Below are 18,529 nucleotides of genomic sequence, written 5' to 3' on the forward strand. Positions count from 1 at the left end.
CCTTACATTTTAGCCAGGTCAAGGTTCAGAATCTTCGCCAGGTCGCGCACCACGTCGTAATCTTTGTCGGTGATCCGGGTAAAACCGTCGGCTTTGAAGGGCTTCAGCACCGCGGGATCAGTCAGATCGACAAAGGCATCTTGAATGCGTTTTTTCAGCGCGGGGGAAAGGTCGCTGCGCATGGTCCAGGGGTATTCGGGAAATTCTGCCGACACGGCAAGAACCTTTACTTTGTCTTTGGAGATGGTGCCTTTTTCCACCAGGGCTTCAAATATGGTTTCTGAAAGGCCGCCAGCCTGGGCGTTGTTGTTTTGGACATTCAGGGCCACGGCATCGTGGCTTCCCACAAAGTGGGCTTCATAGTCGCGGCGCGCTTCCAGACCCTTTGCCGCCAAAAGTGACTTGGGGATCAGGTGCGAAGAGGTGGAGGCGGTGTCGCCATAGGCCATCTTCTTGCCCTTGATGTCTTCCAGGGTGTTGATGCCCGCGCTGGTGTTGGCGATAACCACGCCGCGATAGGTATTCTTGCCTTTTTTCTGCATGGCGGCAAACGGCTCTATGTCGCATTTGGACTTTGCCATGACATAGGAAAGAGGACCGAAGAAAGCCAGTTCAAGGCGGCCGTGGCGCATGGCCTCAATCATGGAGGAATAGTCGGTCGTCACGACCAGGTCGACTTTTTTGTCCAGGGCTTTTTCAAGATAGGCCTTCAAGGTCTGGTTGTTCTTGATGATGGTACTGGGGCTTTCGTCGGGCAGCAGGGCCACCTTCAACACTTTGGGGTCGGCGTCGGCGGCCACGGCTGTGCCGTGGGCAATAAGGGCGCAAAACAGAAAAAGGGCGACAAGCAAACGATGCACGGTGGTATCCTCGCAAAAGAAAGAGTTGATGTAGATATAAAGACCTAACGGAAAGGCCCGCACAGGGTTCAACTGGCCCGCGCGGTTTGGTTAAAAGCGACAGGCGGTTCGGTGGGGCGTTGCGGTTTTATGGCAGAACAAAGGGGTGTTTCAGTCTGTGGCGCATAAATGTGCGTCAGGGCTTCCTGCGTCAGAACCTCTGGCGTACCGTCAAAAACGACGCGGCCCGCGCGCAGGGCAATGATGCGGTCGGCAAAGCGTTTGGCAAAGCGGACCTGGTGCAGGCTTACCACCGCGCACAGGCCGTCTTCGCGGCAGATGTTGTGCAACAGACCCAGCACTTCTTCTGCCCGGGTCGGGTCAAGGCTGGCCACAGGCTCGTCTGCCAGAAGTATGCGAGGCTTTTGCATAAGCGCACGGGCAATGCCCACGCGTTGCTGTTGCCCGCCGGAAAGGCTGCCGGCCCGTGTCAGGGCATAGTCTTCAAGGCCAACGCGTTCAAGGCAACGCAGGGCGTCTTCTATGTCGGCCCTGGGTGTGGGAAGAAGGCCCGCCCAAAGAGGACGCGCGCCCACGCGGCCATTAAGCACGTTGGTCAGTACGCTTTGCCGCAAAATAAGCTGGTGCTGCTGGAACACACAAGCCGTCATAAGGCGCAGCTGGCGGCTTTGGCTTTGCGAGCGCACAGCACCTATGCCGTCAGCCTCTACATATCCGGTTGAAGGTTCCGCCAGAAGGTTACAGGACCGCAACAGCGTGGATTTGCCCGCGCCCGAAGGCCCCAGCAGCACGTTGAAAGCGCCGGGCGCAAAGGTAAGGGTAGTGTTATGCAGGGCCACATGGTCCTGGTAGTGTTTGGAGATGTTGTGCAGTGTCAGCATGTTGCGCCTCCCACAAAAGTGTGTCTGTACATTTGCGGGAACTATGCCTTGGAGCTGTTGCACAACCATGTCGGGCCTGTGGCGTTTTTGTGTCGTCACAGGCCCTGTGGAAAGTGGAAATCGCTTATGCCGTCATATCCACCCCGCCCCGTGACAGCACGCGTTCTTCCAGGCGGCAGGCCGTGCCACTGGCCTGGTGGGCTGTGCGCACGGCGCGCACCAGGCCGCCGCAACAGGGTACTTCCATGCGCAGCACCGTGCAGGACCGAAGGTCTGCCTGCCGGAATATGGCGGTCAGTTTGTCTACCGTTGCGGCGGTGTCTTCAAATTTCGGGCAGCAGATCAACAAGGCTTTGGACCCCAGCAATTCTTGAAACTGCGGGGTAACGGGCGCGGCGCAGTCCGCCGCGATAAGCAGGTCTGCACCATGCAGAAAAGGCGCGTCCGGCGCGACCAGGCGCAATTTGACCGGCCAGGGGGCAGCCCCTGGCGTCCAGCCCGGCCCAGATCCGGGGCGGGTGCCGGGACAGGTGCCGCGCAGGGGCGATGCGCCCAACTGGGGCGTTAAGGCATGCAGGGACGGTGCTGCGTGCGGGGAAGGTGCAACACCATTTTTTCTTTCGTCTGTCTTCAGCGTGGCAAGCTGCGCCAGGGCAGCGGCCTCGTCAAAGGGGGGCGCTTCGCGCTGGATAATGCGCAAGGCGTCGGTCGGGCATCTGCCGATGCAGGCCCCCAGTCCGTCGCAAAAGGAATCGGAAATAACCCTGGCCTTGCCGTCTATAATGGCGATGGCCCCTTCGGCGCAGTCCGCCACGCAGTTGCCGCAACCGTTGCAGCGTTCTTCGTCAATTTCAATAATAAGGAGTAGAATAACAAATTGAGCACAGATTTTAAGCAGATTTTGGACGTGATTGCAGGTTTGGAACAGCCATTTGCAAAACAACTGCCCTCGGCTCCCACTCACTCACATAGCCCGGCTCGTCCTGCATACGCTTCAGTTCACGCATGACAGCACTGTGATTTTCACGCACCAGGGCCAGTTCATCCTGTTGCGGGAACTCCTGCCCCAGAGCGGCCTTAACCGTTGCCAGTTCCGCCATTTCCTGACGCACATTGCCCTGATAGGTCTGGAAGGATTGATCAAGCCCTTTTTCCAGAAAATTGTCCAGACGCTGAAACATGCCGGACAGACTGAACTTTTCGTCAAAGCCGTAGACCAAGTTCTCCGGCTGAAATTCCTGTTCGCCCATGCCCTTGAGAGCAAGGCGGAAGCCGTCACCGCCAGCCCCAAGTGATGAACGCAGCATGGCCACTTCAAAGCCCCGGTACTTGCCCAAGATGGGCTTTGCCCGTGCTTCCCGTGTAATGTCCTTCACTCCGTCTCGCAGAATGTTTTGGATCTGCTCACTATTTTTTTCAGTCAGCAGCTTGCCGTCCTTCAGCCACTCCAGTCGGATGCGCTCCTTGCCCTTTTCGGTGAACACGCGGGTGTTACCGTCACGCAGGCCGCAGTTGGCCGCATAGTCCGCTTGCGCCTTGGCAAGGCGACCTTCGGCAGCTCCAAGCCACTTCAGTCGATCCCGCAGGCGGTGTTGCGACCGTTGATGCTGTGAATACAGGGCTTCCAGTTTGCGTAGGTCACTGGCCAGCTTCACCTGCATAAGTATGAGCGGGTTGCCAGAGGCCGCAGCCTTCATATCCGCCGCGTTAGCAGCTTCGGACTGCACATCGTCAATATTGCGCTGGAGCAAGTCCCCCTTGCGGAATTGTTCAATGGCAGCGGCTTTTTGCTCTATTACTTGCCACATTCGGCTGTCGTATGTTTGCTTTGTAGCATAATAATAGATGCCTACGGAAAATTTGTCAGGGTCGCGCTCATACAGGCTATTGCCTTGGCGAATGATGCGCCCGTTGCGCTGCTCCAGGTCGCTGGGCCTCCAGGGCGCGTCCAGGTGATGCGCGGCCACAAGGCGTTTCTGCACATTCATGCCTGCGCCCATTTTGGCCGTGGAACCCAGCAGAACCCGCACCCGTCCAGCCTGCATGTCGGAAAAGAGCTTGCCCTTGCGCATGTCGGTATTGGCATCGTGGATGAAGGCAATCTCATCAGCGGGAATACCACGCTCTATGAGTTTGCGCCGCATGTCGTCGTAGACAGAGAAGCGAGAGCCAGCGGCAACGCAAGCGTCCATGTCTGCGGCCACGGATGTGTCTTCACCGGTATCCACTAACGTGGATTCGCCGTCATCGTCGCCAGAGTCCAGCGGGTCTTCGCCAGGTTCTGCATTTGCCGGGTCATCCTCCGTGGCTGACTCCGTGCCAAAGTCCACACTGGACTCCGTGCCTGACTCCGTATCAACCTGCGCGGCAAAGTCTTCTTCCACAAATTCCAACTTTTGAGTGTGTGAAGTCGCAGGGGCAGGTGCTGCCGAGCCTCCCTTGGGTGTAGACAAATCGCAGAACACGAGCTGCGTACCCTTGTCCGCCGCCGTGTCTTGCCAAATCTGATAGATGCGATCCACGGCGGCATTGGCCTTGGAACCGTCATAGTCCCCAGCCTCCGGGTCAATGAGGCGATAATCCAGCCCAGCCTTTCGGGCGTCATTGGTGATTTTCAGGGGATTGTCGATGCGCGGGTCTTTGGGCAGGTGCTCCATGCGGTCGATGATTTCCGTCATATAGCTGGCCTGCACCTCTGAACGCTCCACCACATGATTGAAAGGCTTGCCATCAGTTAAAGGGGGCGTCAAAGGCCGCAGCCCAGCCTGTTTTGCCTGCTCGTCCAAATCGCCTTTCGTCACCACGTCCGCAAAGGTGCGGTACATTGAAAGTAATTCCGGCACGTTCTGGAAGCTGGAAAAACGCGATTTAAGCCTATAATTCACGCCGGTGGCGTCCAATTCCCAGCCATTGGTAATCTGCCCGAAGGTGGAAGCCCATGCGTCAAAATACTCAATGCCCTTGCTTTTCAGCTCATCAGACTGCAAATAGCGTTGCAGGGTGTAGACCTCGGCAATGGTATTACTGATGGGGGTGCCGGTCATGAAATACACGCCCCGGCCTTCGTGCTTTTTTTGCAGATACCGGCACTTGATGAACATATCGAGGGCCTTTGCGGAACCCGTGATATTGCCAAGGCCCGACACATTCATGGTTGTGGTATAGCTGAGATTTTTGAACTCGTGGCTCTCGTCCACAAAAAGCGCGTCCACGCCCAGGTCGCCAAAATCCACTGAACGATCCTTGGCCCCGGTTCCGGCCATGAGCTTTTCATAGCGGGTTTCCATTTTTTCGCGCTGTTTTTCAAGCTGCTTGACCGTGGCTCGGCTGCCGTTATTTTCTTTGGATTCTGCTATGGCGGCAATGACCGCATCAATCTGTTCTTGCAGAATTTCTTCCTGCATGTCGCGGGGTGTCTCAATTTTTTTAAAGCTGGAATGGGCGACCACAACGGCGTCCCAATCGCCAGTGGCCACCCGGCTGAACAGGCGTTCACGATTCTGCTTGGTAAAATCTGTCTTGTCGGCCACCAGAATATTGGCCCCCGGGTAAAGCCGGTAAAATTCATCGCGCCACTGGTAGAGCAGGTGATTGGGCACTACTACCATAGGCTTGCTGGTAAAACCCATGCGCTTGGATTCCATGATGGTGGCGATGCAGGCCATTGTCTTGCCCGCACCCACAACGTGGTCGAAAAGCGCCGTGCCTTCCTGAATGCCGCGCCAGACCACATCCTTCTGATGCGGCCGCAGCGAAACATCCGAAGACGCACCCACGAGTTGAATGTGCGAGCCGTCATAACGCGGCGGCACATGGGTGTTGAACCGCTCATTGTACAAAGTCGTGAGCATGGTACGGCGCTCATCGTCCGTCCACACCCAATCCAAAAACGCCTGCTTCACCTCGTCGGCCTTCTGCATGGCAGCGGCTGTAAGTTCCTGATCCACCACCATGATGGGACGGTCGTTGTCGTCGTACTGGCCGCTTTCTTTCTCCACCTTGATGGGCCGATTGGTGAGCAGGGATTCCAGAATCTTGGAGGCCGGGTATTCGGGAATGCCCCACACTTCCGTATTGGCCGCGTGGTCGTAGATACTGACCTTGGCTTCCCAACGTCCCAATATGGGCACATAGTTGATAGTTTGGTGGCCACGGCCCCCATGAATGCGCTCTTCGATGAAGTCAGAAAGCACGTTGCCGGGCACCCAGGTGGAGCCGAACTTGACGCCGATGTCCACGGCTTCAATGTCGGGAGGAATAGCGGCGGCAAGGGCCTCCACATTGGCGTGGTACTGCGGGTCTTCCGCTGCCGCTGCCAGGGCAGCCCTGTGCTTTTCGCGCACATTGCCGGTGAGGTATTTGTCGCTGATCTCCCACTCCGCACTGGCCGGATTGCGGAAAATCAGGCCCTCATCCTGCAATTCCTTCTGAATGGCCTCCGCTGGCCGGTGCAACAACTGGTTCATGCGGGCAAAGTCCACCTTGCCCGATTCTCGCAGGGAGATGACCAGGGCGTCCTTGGTGGTTTCGGCCTTTTCCGCAGCCTGTGTGGGCTTGAGCACCCGTTGCCGAAAGATGGCCGCTTTCCGCGCTGACGCTGGCCGAAATTCCCGGTCTTGACGCTTGGCTAAGTCTTTGGAAAGCCCCTTGTCGTACTCCAGCTCCAGCGATTCCAAAAGCGAATGCTCCGGGTCGTCGCGCATCAGCCCCCGGTTGGTCTGGGAATTGAGGTGCCCGTGACGGCGCACAAAGGCATCATACTGCACATTGAGCTGTCGCCGGGCACCTTCAATAAACTTTTCCTCAGCATCGTTCTTTTCCAGATTGAGAAGGTCACGCAGACTGTCCCGAATCTGGATCATGGAGGCCAGCCGCTGCCGCGCCCCGTCATTTTTGACCGGCAGCTCTTCATAGCTGGCCTCACCAAAGCCTCCGGCCACTTTGAAGACGATTTTGCGGCTCTGCGGTTCAACACAAAACGCGCCCATTTTGAGAGACTGGAAGTAGTCGGACGCAATGAATCCTTCATTACGCTTTTCGCTGGTTGCTTCCTCCGCGCTTTCCGTGCGGGGCACATATTGCATGGGCGGCAACACTTGCACCCGCTTGGATATTTCCGCGCCCAGGTCAATATCAGAAGGAGCCACACAGTTGAGCGCGTCCTGAAACATGCCGCCGGAATAGACCATACTGCCGATGATCTGGCCGGGCAATTCGGCAAAATACTTGTTGATGACCGCAGGCCGGGTGCCGCCTTCCTTTGTATCGAGGGCTTCTATAGTGGCGGTTTGTGTCCAATCGGTACTGCGGATACGCGGGCCGTCATGCTTGCGGAAAAAGAGGATGTCCGTGGTGACATCGGTTAGCGCGTTCTGGCGAAAAGCCGTTTCCGGCAGGCGCACAGCCCCCAGAAGGTCGGCATATTCTGCAATATGCTCACGGGCAGCGGGGTCTGCCGCATCCATGAAAAAGCGGCTGACCACAAAAGCCCCTATGCCGCCAGGGCGTAGCAGACTCAAGGACTTTGCTAAAAAGTAGTTGTGAATGGAGAAATTGCGCAGTTCTGGAAAGTTGGGATCGTAGAGGGTCTGCTTGCCAAAAGGCGGGTTGCCGACAACCAGGTCAAACCTTGCCCCTTGAAGTTCTACATTCTGAAAGCCGTTATTGAGGTGACGAGCTTTCGGGTAAAGATACTTGGAAATGGCCGCTGTGGTCGGGTCAAGCTCTACAGTTAGGAAGTCAGCATCATAGCCTTGTGGCAGCAGGCCCATGAAGTTACCGATGCCAGCCGAAGGCTCCAGCACTCGTAGCGGCCCGCTGCCTTGCAGGCCCATGACATTGAGACCCTGATAAATACCCTTGATAACGGTTTCAGAGGTAAAATGCGCGTCCTGGGTGGAGCGCCTGGCTTTGACGTATTCGTCTGGCGCAAGCAGGCTTTGCAATTCCTGATATTCCGCAGCCCACTTTTCGTTGCGGGCGTCAAAGGCTTGGGGCAGGCCGCCCCAGCCCACATAGCGCACCAGCACTTTTTTATCGTCCGGCCCGGCTACCTCCACCTTACGTTCCTGCAAATCCTTGAGCAGACGGATGGCGGCGATGTTGTCGGCAAACTTGGTTTTGGCACCGCCCTGACCGAGCCGGTCGTCCGAACCTATATGGTAATTTTCAGGCTCGTATCTATCCCTGCGTTCTGCAAAATCTCCCAATCGCTCATCCCCTGGCGACTCGCTTCCCAGGCTGAATCCGAGTTCAGCACGTTCGCTTCCCTCGTGGCCTGCTGATCCAGCGTCACCATGAAAGAGATTTCCCCCCTCGCTTCCAAACTGCGCAGGTCGTCGGGCTGGTTCAGTGCCCACCTGTCCAAAATCAAATAAGCGGAGTTGGTGAACGCCGCGCTCTGCACTTCGCGGATGGTCTGTGGGCGCAGCACTGTGCGGGCGATGTCCAGTGGATTGGTTGGTCTGTCGAGCATGATATTCCTCCTTGGTATCGGCTTGAGCGTTCTCGCGCCGAAGTTGTTCTATTTGATCTGCTGTTACGTCAAACGTAAAACTCAACTGCCTGGGGTCATACTTCTGTTTGCGTGGCCGTGCCATGAATCCTACCTTGGTACGGTCACTGCCTCCCCATTTTTGCCAAAGGATAGTGTGGCCGCGTTCAGTATACGGATGCCCCCGTTTGGGGAGTCGTCTTCAATAAAGACAACCTTGTCACCCTGTTGCAAATCCAGTTTCTTACGAACCGCCACAGGGATGGTAATCTGCCCCTTGGAGGTCATGGTGGATACTTCCATTTTCATGTGGTGCTCCTTTTCTCTTTCCTTACTTTCCTTGTATCCCTTACCAAGAAAAAAGCAAGTAGAAAAGCAAGGGCACTCCACCCACTCAAAGCATTTTTTCGCTGAGCTGCCCGTTGGTGATGATGGTGATGACTCTCTCAACCGCCGCGTGATCACCTGCACGGGCCTGCTTGGCTATGGCGAAGGCTTCGCGTAGTTGCATGGCCGTGAAATCACAAGACGGAAAGCGAATTCCGGCGAGGATGTAGGTCGGCGTGGAGGTGATGCGCCCATAGCCCGCCAGAATGTCAGCGTTGACGATGCTGGCAGCGTCTTTACTCAAAGCTTCGCCAAAAGCTTCAGCAGGAATGGTCGCTTCCTGAAAGGCTAGCAGCAGTGAGGCTTCATAGGGGGTGGGAATGCCCAGCGATGTTTGCGGCAGCACCTTATCCCAAAACAAATTGGCGGCGTTGGCCGAGAATTGTTTTAGGGCTTCGTAGCTCAAGGCCTTTTTGAGGGATTCGCCATATTGATCGGTCGGAATATGGCGCACCACGATGCACATGTCGCTGTTGGCTCGCTGGGCTTGCAGCGGTTCACGGACGCCACAGTAGGAACATTCGAGGTTAACCCAATACTCCACCAGGTCGCCCTGGAAGTCTTTAACAGGCCTCCCGTCCAGACATTGCCGGTCGGCTAGAGCTTGAGCGGGATTATAGGGCAGAGCGAGGTCTTTATTCACTTCAGCCCGAACTTTGGCTGCCACAGACACCCTGTCTGACATGGGTGTTCCGGCATGGGCCGGGGCATTGGCCATCAGAATGGCCAACATTGCCAGAGCCACTATCATAGCATTACGCTGCATCTGCATACGAAACCTCCTGCCCCAACTGGAGCAACTGCGGCACACGAAGTTGTGCCATTTTGAGTGAAGGATTGGCGTAGAACATATCTCCCCGGACAATCTGGCCGGAAAAGATGAAATGGGCTTCGCCCTCGATTTGTTCCTGAAGGTCGCGCAAATCCACGCGATCTTCTTTTTCTACAGTGGTGTTCATGGTGTCTGCGTAGGTGGAACCAGACTTGTCATTGACCGAAAAGCCGGAACTGCGCACCACGGTGTTTTGCCCGGCCTGGCCGCGTATAAGTTCCCATGTCTTTTCGGCATCTTGCAACTTCATGAAGGCTTTAATACTTGTATTAGCTACCATTTGCTGTGCGCCTTTCTTATCCGCTTCCAGAATGCCCGCGTAATCTTGACTGGCCACAATGGCGGCAATCCCAAGCCCACGGCCTTGAGTGAGCACTACCTCAAAGCCCGGCGTTACGATGGCTGCGTATTCGTCTACAATGCACAAGTACGGCCCAATACCTATGGTGTCCGTGGGCAAGGCTTCCAGTGTGTCGGCGGCATCGCCTTCAATCTGTGCGCCGAGGCCCACGGCACAGGCATTGCGTATGGCCGACAAGCTGATCTTGCCGAGGCTCGCAAGCTCTTGAGGGGCTTTTTCCAGAGAGGGCAACAATACTACGAGGATTTTTCTTTGAAGAATGGCGTCAGCGAAATCCACTTCGCCGTCTTCCGCACCGTAGATGTGGCTGTAGGTATCTGTCAGGCTGGACAGTGCCTTGCCGAAGTAGGATTGTGCGTAGCCGAACTGCTCCGCAAAGGATGGGGGCTGATCCTTCAACTCCCGCCCGGCAATCCAGCCGGAGGTGCCCAGAGCCGCCTTGATGGAGGCACTGGATTCCTCATCCAACTCCGGGTGCAGGGCCAGCTCCACACATTTTTCCAAAGCCAAGGCATCACGGATCACGCTGGTGGAGAGCTTCAGAAAGCCCTTGTCTCGCAAATCCACTAGGGCGTACATGACGCCGGAAATGAGAGCCTGAGCCTTGTCTGCAAAGATGCTGTTGGCTCCATCAGACGCGGGCATGAGCGACACTAAGAGCTGCGTGAGGGCTTCGGCACTGCCGAAGGTAAAGGGATTGTTGGTATTGGAAAGGCGGCGCGGCGATTTGCCCTTCACCTTGCCGGATGTTCCGTAGTTGAGCACGCGGAAATCGTCATCGCGCCCTAAAAACCGTGCCATCTGCCAAATCTGCACGGCCAACTTAGGCGAAGCCTTGGGGTCGATGTAGAAAAGGCCGCTGCCAGTGGCGAGGGAGTTGTAGGCAAGAGATACCAAGGTCTCCGTCTTACCAGAGCCGGTGGTGCCGAAAAGCAGCATGTGAGTCAGAATATCTTTGGCTTTCAGCCACAATTCTTTGCCATTCAGGGCGTTTCCCAAAAAGAACAGTCCTTCTGGTTTAGCGTAACCGCGCCTGCCTGGCAGGGGGTCGCCCTTGTCCTTGCCGCAAAGGCCCAGAGGCATTCGGAAGGGAAGTCGCTCACTGCTCACGCATACACAGCGTAGTACAAAAAAGAACAGGCCCAGCACAAAGAGTGGCGTTGCCGCCACGGGGAAGGCAAACAGACACACCCCCGCCCCGAACGTGCCGCTGGTCTGCACCGTGCCGTTTTTAAGAGCGTCCACCAACTGATGCACTGGTGAGCGTACATCCCGCAGCAGTGCTTTGCGCTCTTGTGCCTCTCTGTCTTCCAGGCCGCGAATTTTTCGGTCGCTCATGGCAACACCTCAGCAAAGTTCATTTTTCAAAGAATCATCTTCATTGGCGTCATACTCTTCCAGAAGCACTTCTGCCGGAGCAAACGTCATGCTGTCGTCTAGGTTCAGGCCCGACGACTCGAACAGGCGCGGCATATCTGAAAGCCAGCCCTGTGCGGCCAAATTGTCGCGTAAACGTGACACCGCATGGTCAAGGTGAGGTTCAAAAAGCGTTTTGCCAGCTCGCTCTTCCGCTGCATAATGCGCCCAGGCTGCAAAGCCTTCCGCCCAGGCAGCGCGGCCCCCGCATTGATTGAGTGCGTACCAGAGTGGGCGATCCAAAGGCCGCAGCCAGAGGAACTGTGAGGAGGCCAGCACCCCCTTGCGCCGGGCCAGGGTCAGCAAAGCCATAAACCAAGGCAGTTCAAAGGCCGCATGGCGTATCAAAAGCGGCTCAACCAACAGCCCTTGGTGTTTTTGCGCGATTGTATCCAGGGAACGCTGAAATCTGGGTTTTCCCAGCACTGGGCAGATGGGTTTTTCGACTTCTCGATAGGAGGTGGCCACGGTATCCAGAATATTCAGGCAGTCTTTTTTCCTTCCCGCAGCGTAAGCCAGCAAGGCGCAGGCCAGCGCCTTGCGTTCGGCGGCAAGGCCTAGGATGCAGGAAAATGCCCCGCCAAGTTGCTCGTGCAACACGGCAGTAGCCTTTGCTTCATCCAGATAGGCATTGCCGTATGCTGGCAGTTCGACATGCGCGAGGCCTCGCCGCAGAGCTTCATCCACACTGAAGGGTTGCCCGTCCTTGTTCAGCAAAAGCCCGTGCTCCAGGGCGAACTGCACAGGGCTGCGGGCAATGCGCCAGGGGCCGGAGTCATACGATTCCGGCGAAAGCAGGGCATTGCCGCGCCCCACCACAGGCCGCAGGCAGGCAAAGGATTCGGCATTGTGCCTGAGCAAACTGTCCATGTTCAAACGCCGTATCAGCCCGGACGTTCTGCTCATGAAGAGACACATCCCGCCGAGTGCCACCAGTATCAGGGCATAGGGCCAACGAACCCACTTGCCGCTGTAGCGCACCACGTTCATGACCTGATCCCAGGAGAGCGCGGCGGGGTCAGCCTGCGTAATCAATTCCCAAGCCTTGTCTGCTTCTTCAGAAAACGGCGTGAAGGCCACGATTTGCGCCTTTGCCAGTTTCAGCAATCCACCGTTGATTTTCCCCGCCCGTGCCACATACCAAGCAGGCACCAACAACAGAATGGCGATCATCAGACAGACCAGCAAAAACATGGTGTTGCCGCTGTCTTCGTGTTGGTTTTTCATCGGGCACCTCCCGCTTTTGCCAACAGGTCAGCCAGCCCTGTGCGTTCCATCCGGGCCAGATGTTTTCTGACCCGCCCCAGGTAGGCGTCACGGAAGTGCGGAGTACGGGAATGGTACGCGCCCACGGCATCCCAAATATTGCGGGTACGGTCATACTCCTTACGCAGAATCCATGCCGCAGCATGGGCATTGACGCAGCCGTCACGCAGTACCGCTTCAGGCGAAAAGCCCGCCTGCTGAAGTTCGTTGACGTGACAGGTGTTCACCTGGAAGCCGCCTAAATCCCACGTTCCGTTGGTATTGCTGAGAGCTTCGCCTGTCTTGCCACCTTCTGTAGCCAAAATGCCCACCAGCGCGGCCAGGGGTAGACTGTAAACATCAGCCGCTTCCACCACGCACTCCCAGGATAAAGCGCGGGTGGGTGGAACTGCGATCCTGTCCCGATTAACGGAAGAGGCGGCAAGGGCCGTAGCGGGCAGGAGGCAGAGCCACATAGCGATATATAAATATATTTTTCTATGAAACATATGTTTATAGCTCGCTATCATTTCAGTTTGCGAATCAGCGAACCAGCCACATCGCTGCCGCTGCCGGAGACCTGAAAGGGATTGTTTTTGCCAATGCCAGTCACGCTGGAACGGGCTTCGCTCAAAACCTCGTTCATCTTGCTCTGAATCATGGAATCCACCTGACGGCACATGCCGTTGATGATGGAATCCATACTGGGAATAGTCACACCAAGGGAAAAAGCGTCTCCAATGCTGGCGATACTGCCCAGGCAGTTGGAAAGCGGCCCTCGATCTTCTTCAGGGTCGGGCATTGTGGTGTTATGGGTTTCCTTCACGCGGGTATTACGTTCCTTCATGGCACCAGTGGCCGCGTTCTGGGTATCGTCGCACGGAGACGCGAGACAGGGAGCCGCTATAAACATGAGCATGAGGGTTAACAGCAGAGTTTTCATTTCTTGCCCCCCTTTTGGGCATTGAAGTTGGGCCTGCCGTCTTCCTCTAGCTGATAGAGCTTCTTGCAGCCGGGATAGCCGGAGCAGCCGAAGAACGGGCCTTTGGCACTCTCACGGCGCACCAAAGGCTTTCCGCAGGTGCATTTGAACTTGGTGGGTTCGGGCTTTTTACGGGCTTCGCCTGGTTTGCCGTCCACATTGGGGTAGCTGGCGTTGCAGGCACGGTCGGAACATGAAAAGAAGTCATATTCGCCGGAGCCGTCGCGGCGCTGTCCCTTCATGCGCACAAGAGGCTTGCCGCAGGCATCGCACACAAATTCTGTAGTTTCTGGGGCCTTGCGCTCCTGCTGGGGATACTTGGCCGTGAAGCCGCCAACTTCCTGTTGAAGCTGCTCATAGGCCATTTCCATGATTTCCCTGTAGGAAGCCGCGCCTCCGGCAATGGCGTCCAGATTGTCCTCCATCCCTCTGGTGAACTCGTAATCCAGAAAGGAGAATGCCCCAGTGAGCAAGTCCACCACCTGTTCCCCCACGGGCGTGGGCACGAGCTGTCTTTTTTCGACGCGGACATATTCACGCTTGAGAATGGTATCCACAATGGCCGCGAAGGTTGCCGGGCGACCTATGCCTCGGTTTTCCAGTTCACGAACCAGGCTCGCTTCCGAAAAGCGCGTGGGCGGTTTGGTCTTTTTGGTCAACACCCTGCCGCTGGCGGGAGAAACGCTTGTGCCCTGGCTCAATATGGGCACAGGGTTTTCCGGTTCGTCACCGTCATCGTCCCGTTCATCCAATGTTGCCGCGTCGGTCGCGAGCAAGACCTTCCAGCCGGGGTCACGCAATACCCGACCCCTGGCCTCAAAGACGGCTTCTTTGCTATCCAGGGCCGCAGCAAGACGGAGGGTGCGCACGTCATACACGGCATCCGCCAGTTGCGAGGCCAAAGTCCGCAGGCGGATGAGGCGGTACAGGGCCTGTTCGTCCGGGGTATCTCCGGCTTTTTCTACTTCTGGATGCGTAGGACGCACAGCTTCGTGCGCTTCCTGAGCGCCTTCCTTGGATTTCCAGACACGGGGCTTATCCACCAGGGACCAGCCGTGCGCCAGGCAAAAAGCGCGAATCTCCGCCACAGCTTCTGCCGACAGATTGGGTGAATCCGTGCGCATGTAGGTTATGTGCCCAGCCTCATAAAGTCGTTGAGCCAGTTGCATGGTTTGTTTGGGGGTGAACTTTAAGGCGTTGGAAGCCGCCTGCTGCAAGCTCGATGTGGTGAAGGGCGCGGGCGGGGCCGTATGGCTTTCGGATTCCATGCAATCTTTCACAGTAAGAGCAGGCAAGGCCGCAACACGGTCAGCCAAAGCAGTATCCAGCAGATATTCTTGGCCAGCCTGCAACCAGGACTTGGTAAGCCAAATGGCACTCCAGCCTCCGGCAAACGCCAGTTCCGCGCCGTAGTGGGTCACGGACACAAAGCCCTTGATAGCTCGTTCGCGCTCTACCACTAGCCGCACAGCCGGGCTTTGCACCCGCCCGGCAGACAGGCGTGTGCCAGCGGCACGAGAAAGCGGCCCACTGACCAAATACCCGCAAAAGCGGTCGAGAACGCGCCGGGCTTCCTGTGCCGCCACCAGTGCCATGTCCAGAGGTCGTGGGGCTTTCAGTGCCGCATGTATGGCTGAGGCCGTGATTTCGCTGTAGGTGACACGCTTGGGATTTTTTAGGCGCAGGGCATCGGCAACATGCCAGGCAATGGCCTCGCCTTCGCGGTCAGGGTCGGTAGCGAGGTACACCGCACCTGCATCCTTGACCAGGGCTGCCAGCCTTTTGAGCACGTCTTTGCCGCGCTCCGTGGGAGTATACGCAGGGGTGAAGTCCGGCAGGGCAATGCCCAACTCGCGCTCCGGCAAATCGCGCACATGGCCAACGGACGCGGCCACTTTCCAATCGACTCCCAAAATTGCCTGTACTTTTTTGACCTTGCCGGGTGATTCCAAAATGAGCAGATTCATAGTCACATCCTCATGCGTGTTGCGTGTGCTTCCGTCCCGGTGGGAGCCAGAGCGGCCCGATTCTTTTCGTCAAGTTCCATGCTCAAAGTGCTGGAAAAGGAGGCACACACATCCGCCAGAGAGCGGGCAGCGTCACTGTCCTGTTTGAGCACCTTGCTGAGAAAGTCAGGGTTTTGAAGCAGAATGCGGGCCTTGACCACATCCGCGTCCGCATCCTGAAATGCCTGAGCTGATGCCGCAGAGGACATCGGCGCGGGTCTGGGCATGGGATCGTCCGTACTTCTGGCTGCCGCAGCTTCCGCCAAAGCCTCTACAGGCGTGGTCATGTGCGCCCCAGTTACGGCATCACGCTGGGCTTGCTCTTCAATCAGTGCGGGCCAAGTTTCGCTACGCGGGAACCATGCCGCCTTCGGCTGCTCACCCATTTCAAACTGGTGCATGATGGTCAGTACCTTGGCCGCTTCTGCTGCCGCCTGAAACACGCCCTTGGCATCTCCCCCGGAAAACTTCTGGTTCCAGTGATTGATGTAGGCGGCGGAATTGCTTGCGGGCATGGGCAGGTCGAACTTTGCCCCGGCCAGCATGGAGAACATTTCCGCCCGCATTTCCTCAAAGGCGAAATTCTTGATGTTATGCGTCTGCTTTTCCTTGCGGTTCTCCCGATTAGCGTGGCCGGTGGCGTGATAGGTTTCATGCAGCTTGGTGGCGTAATATTCTTCGGGCACGGTGAAACGCTCAGGGAAAGGCATCTTCACTGTGTCGGCTGCGGGTTCATAGAGGGCATCACCGCCGTGATGTTCCACCGGAATACCTGTGCAGGCGATGAAGCGTTCCACAAAATCGTTGCGTTCAACCGTTGTCATGGCATGGGCTTGCTGCTCTTTCTGCGGAAATCCCTCTATTTGGGCGGCATTAAAGACTGTGAACGGATAAAACAGCGTCATGCGCTGCACATCTGGTATTTCCAACCCTTGTTCCTTTTGGGCAGCAAATTCTTTGAGCTGCTTGTCGGTGAGGTATTGCCACTTGCCGTCCTCGCCCACGATGAAGGCAATTTCTTCGGGCCGCAGGAGCTTGACGCCCTTCGCTCCTTTTTTGATCTTCATGTCGCGGGCAGGATGATCCCCCTGAAACTGCTGAAATTGCTTGAATGTCATCCATCTGTCGTCCGAAAAGCCGTTGACGATGCTGGTCAGCATGAGCTTGACCATGTTTGCCCCGCCGTACTCGCGCCCCGTGGTGGCGCAAAAGGGCATTCCCATCGGGCTGTCAGCCGTCCAGGGCTTTTGCCACTTGCCTGCCTTTTCGGCCAAGGCCAACATGTTTTCGGCAACAGAGTTGACGAAATCTTCTTGTACTTCCCGGCTGATCTGAAAGCGGTTTTTCTTTTCCGCAGACCGTTCCTGACTCATACAGCCTCCTGCACAGACACAATGACGGTATCCGGTTCTTCATGGGGAGAAATAAAGCCCGCAGTAAGGGTGTCTTCCCGGCTCATGAGAAAGGCTCCGGCGTCCAACTGCCGCTCGATGTCATCAGGCGAAAGCATGATATGTTCTTTCGCCTGACTGCGTACCGGTGCATCAAAAAGGCCGTAGCTGTTGCGGTTTTCGGTATTCATGCAAACCTCCATAGAAATATATTTTTATATATTGCATAGAAAACTATGTACTCATGCGCTACCAGCGGCAGCGTTGCCGCCATTGCACCTCGTTCTGCGTGGTCTCCCGCCGCCTGCCCATGAAGGCCACACGCAAAGCGCGAAAGCAGGCCAGCGGCGTCATACCCGTGCGTTGCACCAGATACAGGGCAACAATGGCCCCCCCGGCAACGGCAGCCGTCCACCATGCCCAATGGAACAGCCACAGGCCCAGCGGAAACACCGCGCGGGCATCCAGAATGAAGATTTTTGGGGTAATGGCGGTATCCCGCCAGAGTACGTCCTGTATCATTGTTCCTCCTTAGTTATAGGCTGTGATGTTTTGCGCTCCGCCATGATTGCTTGAGTGTTTTCTTTGGTGATTTTTCCTGCGTCATAGGCCGCTTGAGCCGCGTCCTGCATCCGTTGGCCGTATTTGATGAGCAGGGTTTCGCATGTCTGGATCAATCGCTCTTGCGGGGTATCCAGAAGCACTTCCCGAATTTCTGGCGTAAAGGCCAAAAACTCGCGCAGGGCAACACGCCCTTTACCGCCGAGCATGGGCACAAGGCGTTGGTTGACCACCAGCCGCAGACTGGAGAGCAGCGTCACCGTGACTTGCAGTCGTTCTTCCACGGGGAACACATTGATGATGCGTGAAAGGGTTTCGGGGACAGAACGGGTATGCACCGTGGAATATGCGGCAACGCCTGTTTCCGCACTTTCGATCATGCCGCGCAGTGTTTCCGCGTCACGGCTCTCACCGATGAGCACTACGTTGGGTGCTGTGCGGGTAGAATTACGCACAGCCCGGATGAAGGATTGCAGATGCTCAGGAATAGTGCTTTGCGAGACTGGCCCGCCCTGGTTGGGGATGCTTAAAAGGTCAAATTCAATGGGGGATTCATAGGTAGCCACGTTGCGGCCTCCTTTTTCAATGATGTGCCGCAAAATGGCGGCAAGCAGCGTGGTCTTGCCTGACCCCATGACGCCCGTGACCAGCACGAGGCCGTTTTCCGGGGTAGCGTGATCCAGAATGTTTTGTTCAACGCCCAAATCTTCAAGCCGAGGCGGCATGGAAGGAATGGTGCGAAAAACGATTTTGACGCCGGTGGAATATCCGTCCGCCACCGCGCCCGCATTGCCACGAAAGCGGCGGCGTACCCCTCTTGTTTCTTCTATCTGGTGGGCGAAGTCGTAATCGTCCTGGCTGGATTTGATATAGGCCGCCACGGAATTATTGCGCGTAAGCCGCTCCAATCCTGCCAACAGCTCGTCCGTAGTAATGGGGCGCGTGGTGATACGCTGCCACACCCCGTCTTTGCGCACCCATACCGGCTGGCCGGAGCAAAGCTGTATGTCCGACATGCCACTGCTGGTCGCCCAAAGCAGCATGTCGTTGAGATTGTCCGTCTCCCAGCGAATGCGCGGTTCACGCGGGTACATTTCAACGGCTTCAAACACGG

The 18,529-nt window shown here is 56.6% G+C and carries 16 protein-coding genes; all 16 read right to left on the bottom strand.

The window, feature by feature from the left end; genetic code table 11:
* Nucleotides 1–2: 2 nt before the first annotated feature.
* The 16 genes from phnD to tadA all read right to left on the bottom strand — a co-directional run bounded on the left by phnD (nt 3) and on the right by tadA (nt 18,527).
* On the bottom strand, nt 3–860 hold the full coding sequence (phnD, locus tag HY795_01045; protein MBI4803801.1) for a phosphate/phosphite/phosphonate ABC transporter substrate-binding protein: 858 nt from the start codon (nt 858–860) through the stop codon (nt 3–5).
* A gap of 68 nt (nt 861–928) precedes the next feature.
* Nucleotides 929–1,741 (bottom strand): phosphonate ABC transporter ATP-binding protein, encoded by an 813-nt coding sequence (phnC, locus tag HY795_01050; GenBank protein MBI4803802.1) that lies wholly within the window; start codon nt 1,739–1,741, stop codon nt 929–931.
* Nucleotides 1,742–1,865: 124 nt separating this feature from the next.
* Nucleotides 1,866–2,612 carry a 4Fe-4S dicluster domain-containing protein gene (locus HY795_01055; GenBank protein ID MBI4803803.1) on the bottom strand — a complete coding sequence of 249 codons (747 nt, stop codon included), beginning with the start codon at nt 2,610–2,612 and terminating at the stop codon, nt 1,866–1,868.
* 19 nt (nt 2,613–2,631) lie between these two features.
* Nucleotides 2,632–7,800 carry a DEAD/DEAH box helicase family protein gene (locus tag HY795_01060; GenBank protein ID MBI4803804.1) on the bottom strand — a complete coding sequence of 1,723 codons (5,169 nt, stop codon included), beginning with the start codon at nt 7,798–7,800 and terminating at the stop codon, nt 2,632–2,634.
* A 95-nt stretch (nt 7,801–7,895) separates the two neighbouring features.
* Nucleotides 7,896–8,216: a hypothetical protein gene (locus tag HY795_01065; GenBank protein MBI4803805.1), complete on the bottom strand. Its 321-nt coding sequence runs from the start codon at nt 8,214–8,216 to the stop codon at nt 7,896–7,898.
* Between the two features lie 129 nt (nt 8,217–8,345).
* Entirely contained in the window at nt 8,346–8,537 is a 192-nt protein-coding gene (locus HY795_01070; protein ID MBI4803806.1) for an AbrB/MazE/SpoVT family DNA-binding domain-containing protein, read from the bottom strand.
* A gap of 91 nt (nt 8,538–8,628) precedes the next feature.
* Nucleotides 8,629–9,393 (bottom strand): hypothetical protein, encoded by a 765-nt coding sequence (locus HY795_01075; protein MBI4803807.1) that lies wholly within the window; start codon nt 9,391–9,393, stop codon nt 8,629–8,631.
* Nucleotides 9,377–11,152 carry a TraM recognition domain-containing protein gene (locus HY795_01080; protein ID MBI4803808.1) on the bottom strand — a complete coding sequence of 592 codons (1,776 nt, stop codon included), beginning with the start codon at nt 11,150–11,152 and terminating at the stop codon, nt 9,377–9,379. Before HY795_01080 ends, HY795_01075 begins: the two co-directional genes overlap by 17 nt.
* Before the next feature lie 9 nt (nt 11,153–11,161).
* Entirely contained in the window at nt 11,162–12,457 is a 1,296-nt protein-coding gene (locus HY795_01085; GenBank protein ID MBI4803809.1) for a hypothetical protein, read from the bottom strand.
* Entirely contained in the window at nt 12,454–12,849 is a 396-nt protein-coding gene (locus tag HY795_01090; protein ID MBI4803810.1) for a lytic transglycosylase domain-containing protein, read from the bottom strand. Before HY795_01090 ends, HY795_01085 begins: the two co-directional genes overlap by 4 nt.
* 152 nt (nt 12,850–13,001) lie before the next feature.
* Nucleotides 13,002–13,418 carry a hypothetical protein gene (locus HY795_01095; protein MBI4803811.1) on the bottom strand — a complete coding sequence of 139 codons (417 nt, stop codon included), beginning with the start codon at nt 13,416–13,418 and terminating at the stop codon, nt 13,002–13,004.
* Nucleotides 13,415–15,424 (bottom strand): type I DNA topoisomerase, encoded by a 2,010-nt coding sequence (gene topA, locus HY795_01100; GenBank protein MBI4803812.1) that lies wholly within the window; start codon nt 15,422–15,424, stop codon nt 13,415–13,417. Before topA ends, HY795_01095 begins: the two co-directional genes overlap by 4 nt.
* Nucleotides 15,425–15,426: 2 nt before the next feature.
* Nucleotides 15,427–16,836, bottom strand: a complete 1,410-nt coding sequence (locus tag HY795_01105; protein ID MBI4803813.1) for a DUF1738 domain-containing protein — start codon at nt 16,834–16,836, stop codon at nt 15,427–15,429.
* Nucleotides 16,833–17,045 carry a hypothetical protein gene (locus tag HY795_01110; protein ID MBI4803814.1) on the bottom strand — a complete coding sequence of 71 codons (213 nt, stop codon included), beginning with the start codon at nt 17,043–17,045 and terminating at the stop codon, nt 16,833–16,835. Before HY795_01110 ends, HY795_01105 begins: the two co-directional genes overlap by 4 nt.
* A gap of 58 nt (nt 17,046–17,103) precedes the next feature.
* A complete protein-coding gene (locus HY795_01115; GenBank protein MBI4803815.1) occupies nt 17,104–17,376 on the bottom strand; it encodes a hypothetical protein in 273 nt (90 codons plus the stop codon).
* Nucleotides 17,373–18,527: a Flp pilus assembly complex ATPase component TadA gene (gene tadA, locus HY795_01120; GenBank protein MBI4803816.1), complete on the bottom strand. Its 1,155-nt coding sequence runs from the start codon at nt 18,525–18,527 to the stop codon at nt 17,373–17,375. Before tadA ends, HY795_01115 begins: the two co-directional genes overlap by 4 nt.
* Nucleotides 18,528–18,529: the final 2 nt, after the last annotated feature.

The organism is Desulfovibrio sp. (assembly GCA_016208105.1).
Lineage (GTDB): Bacteria > Desulfobacterota > Desulfovibrionia > Desulfovibrionales > Desulfovibrionaceae > Fundidesulfovibrio.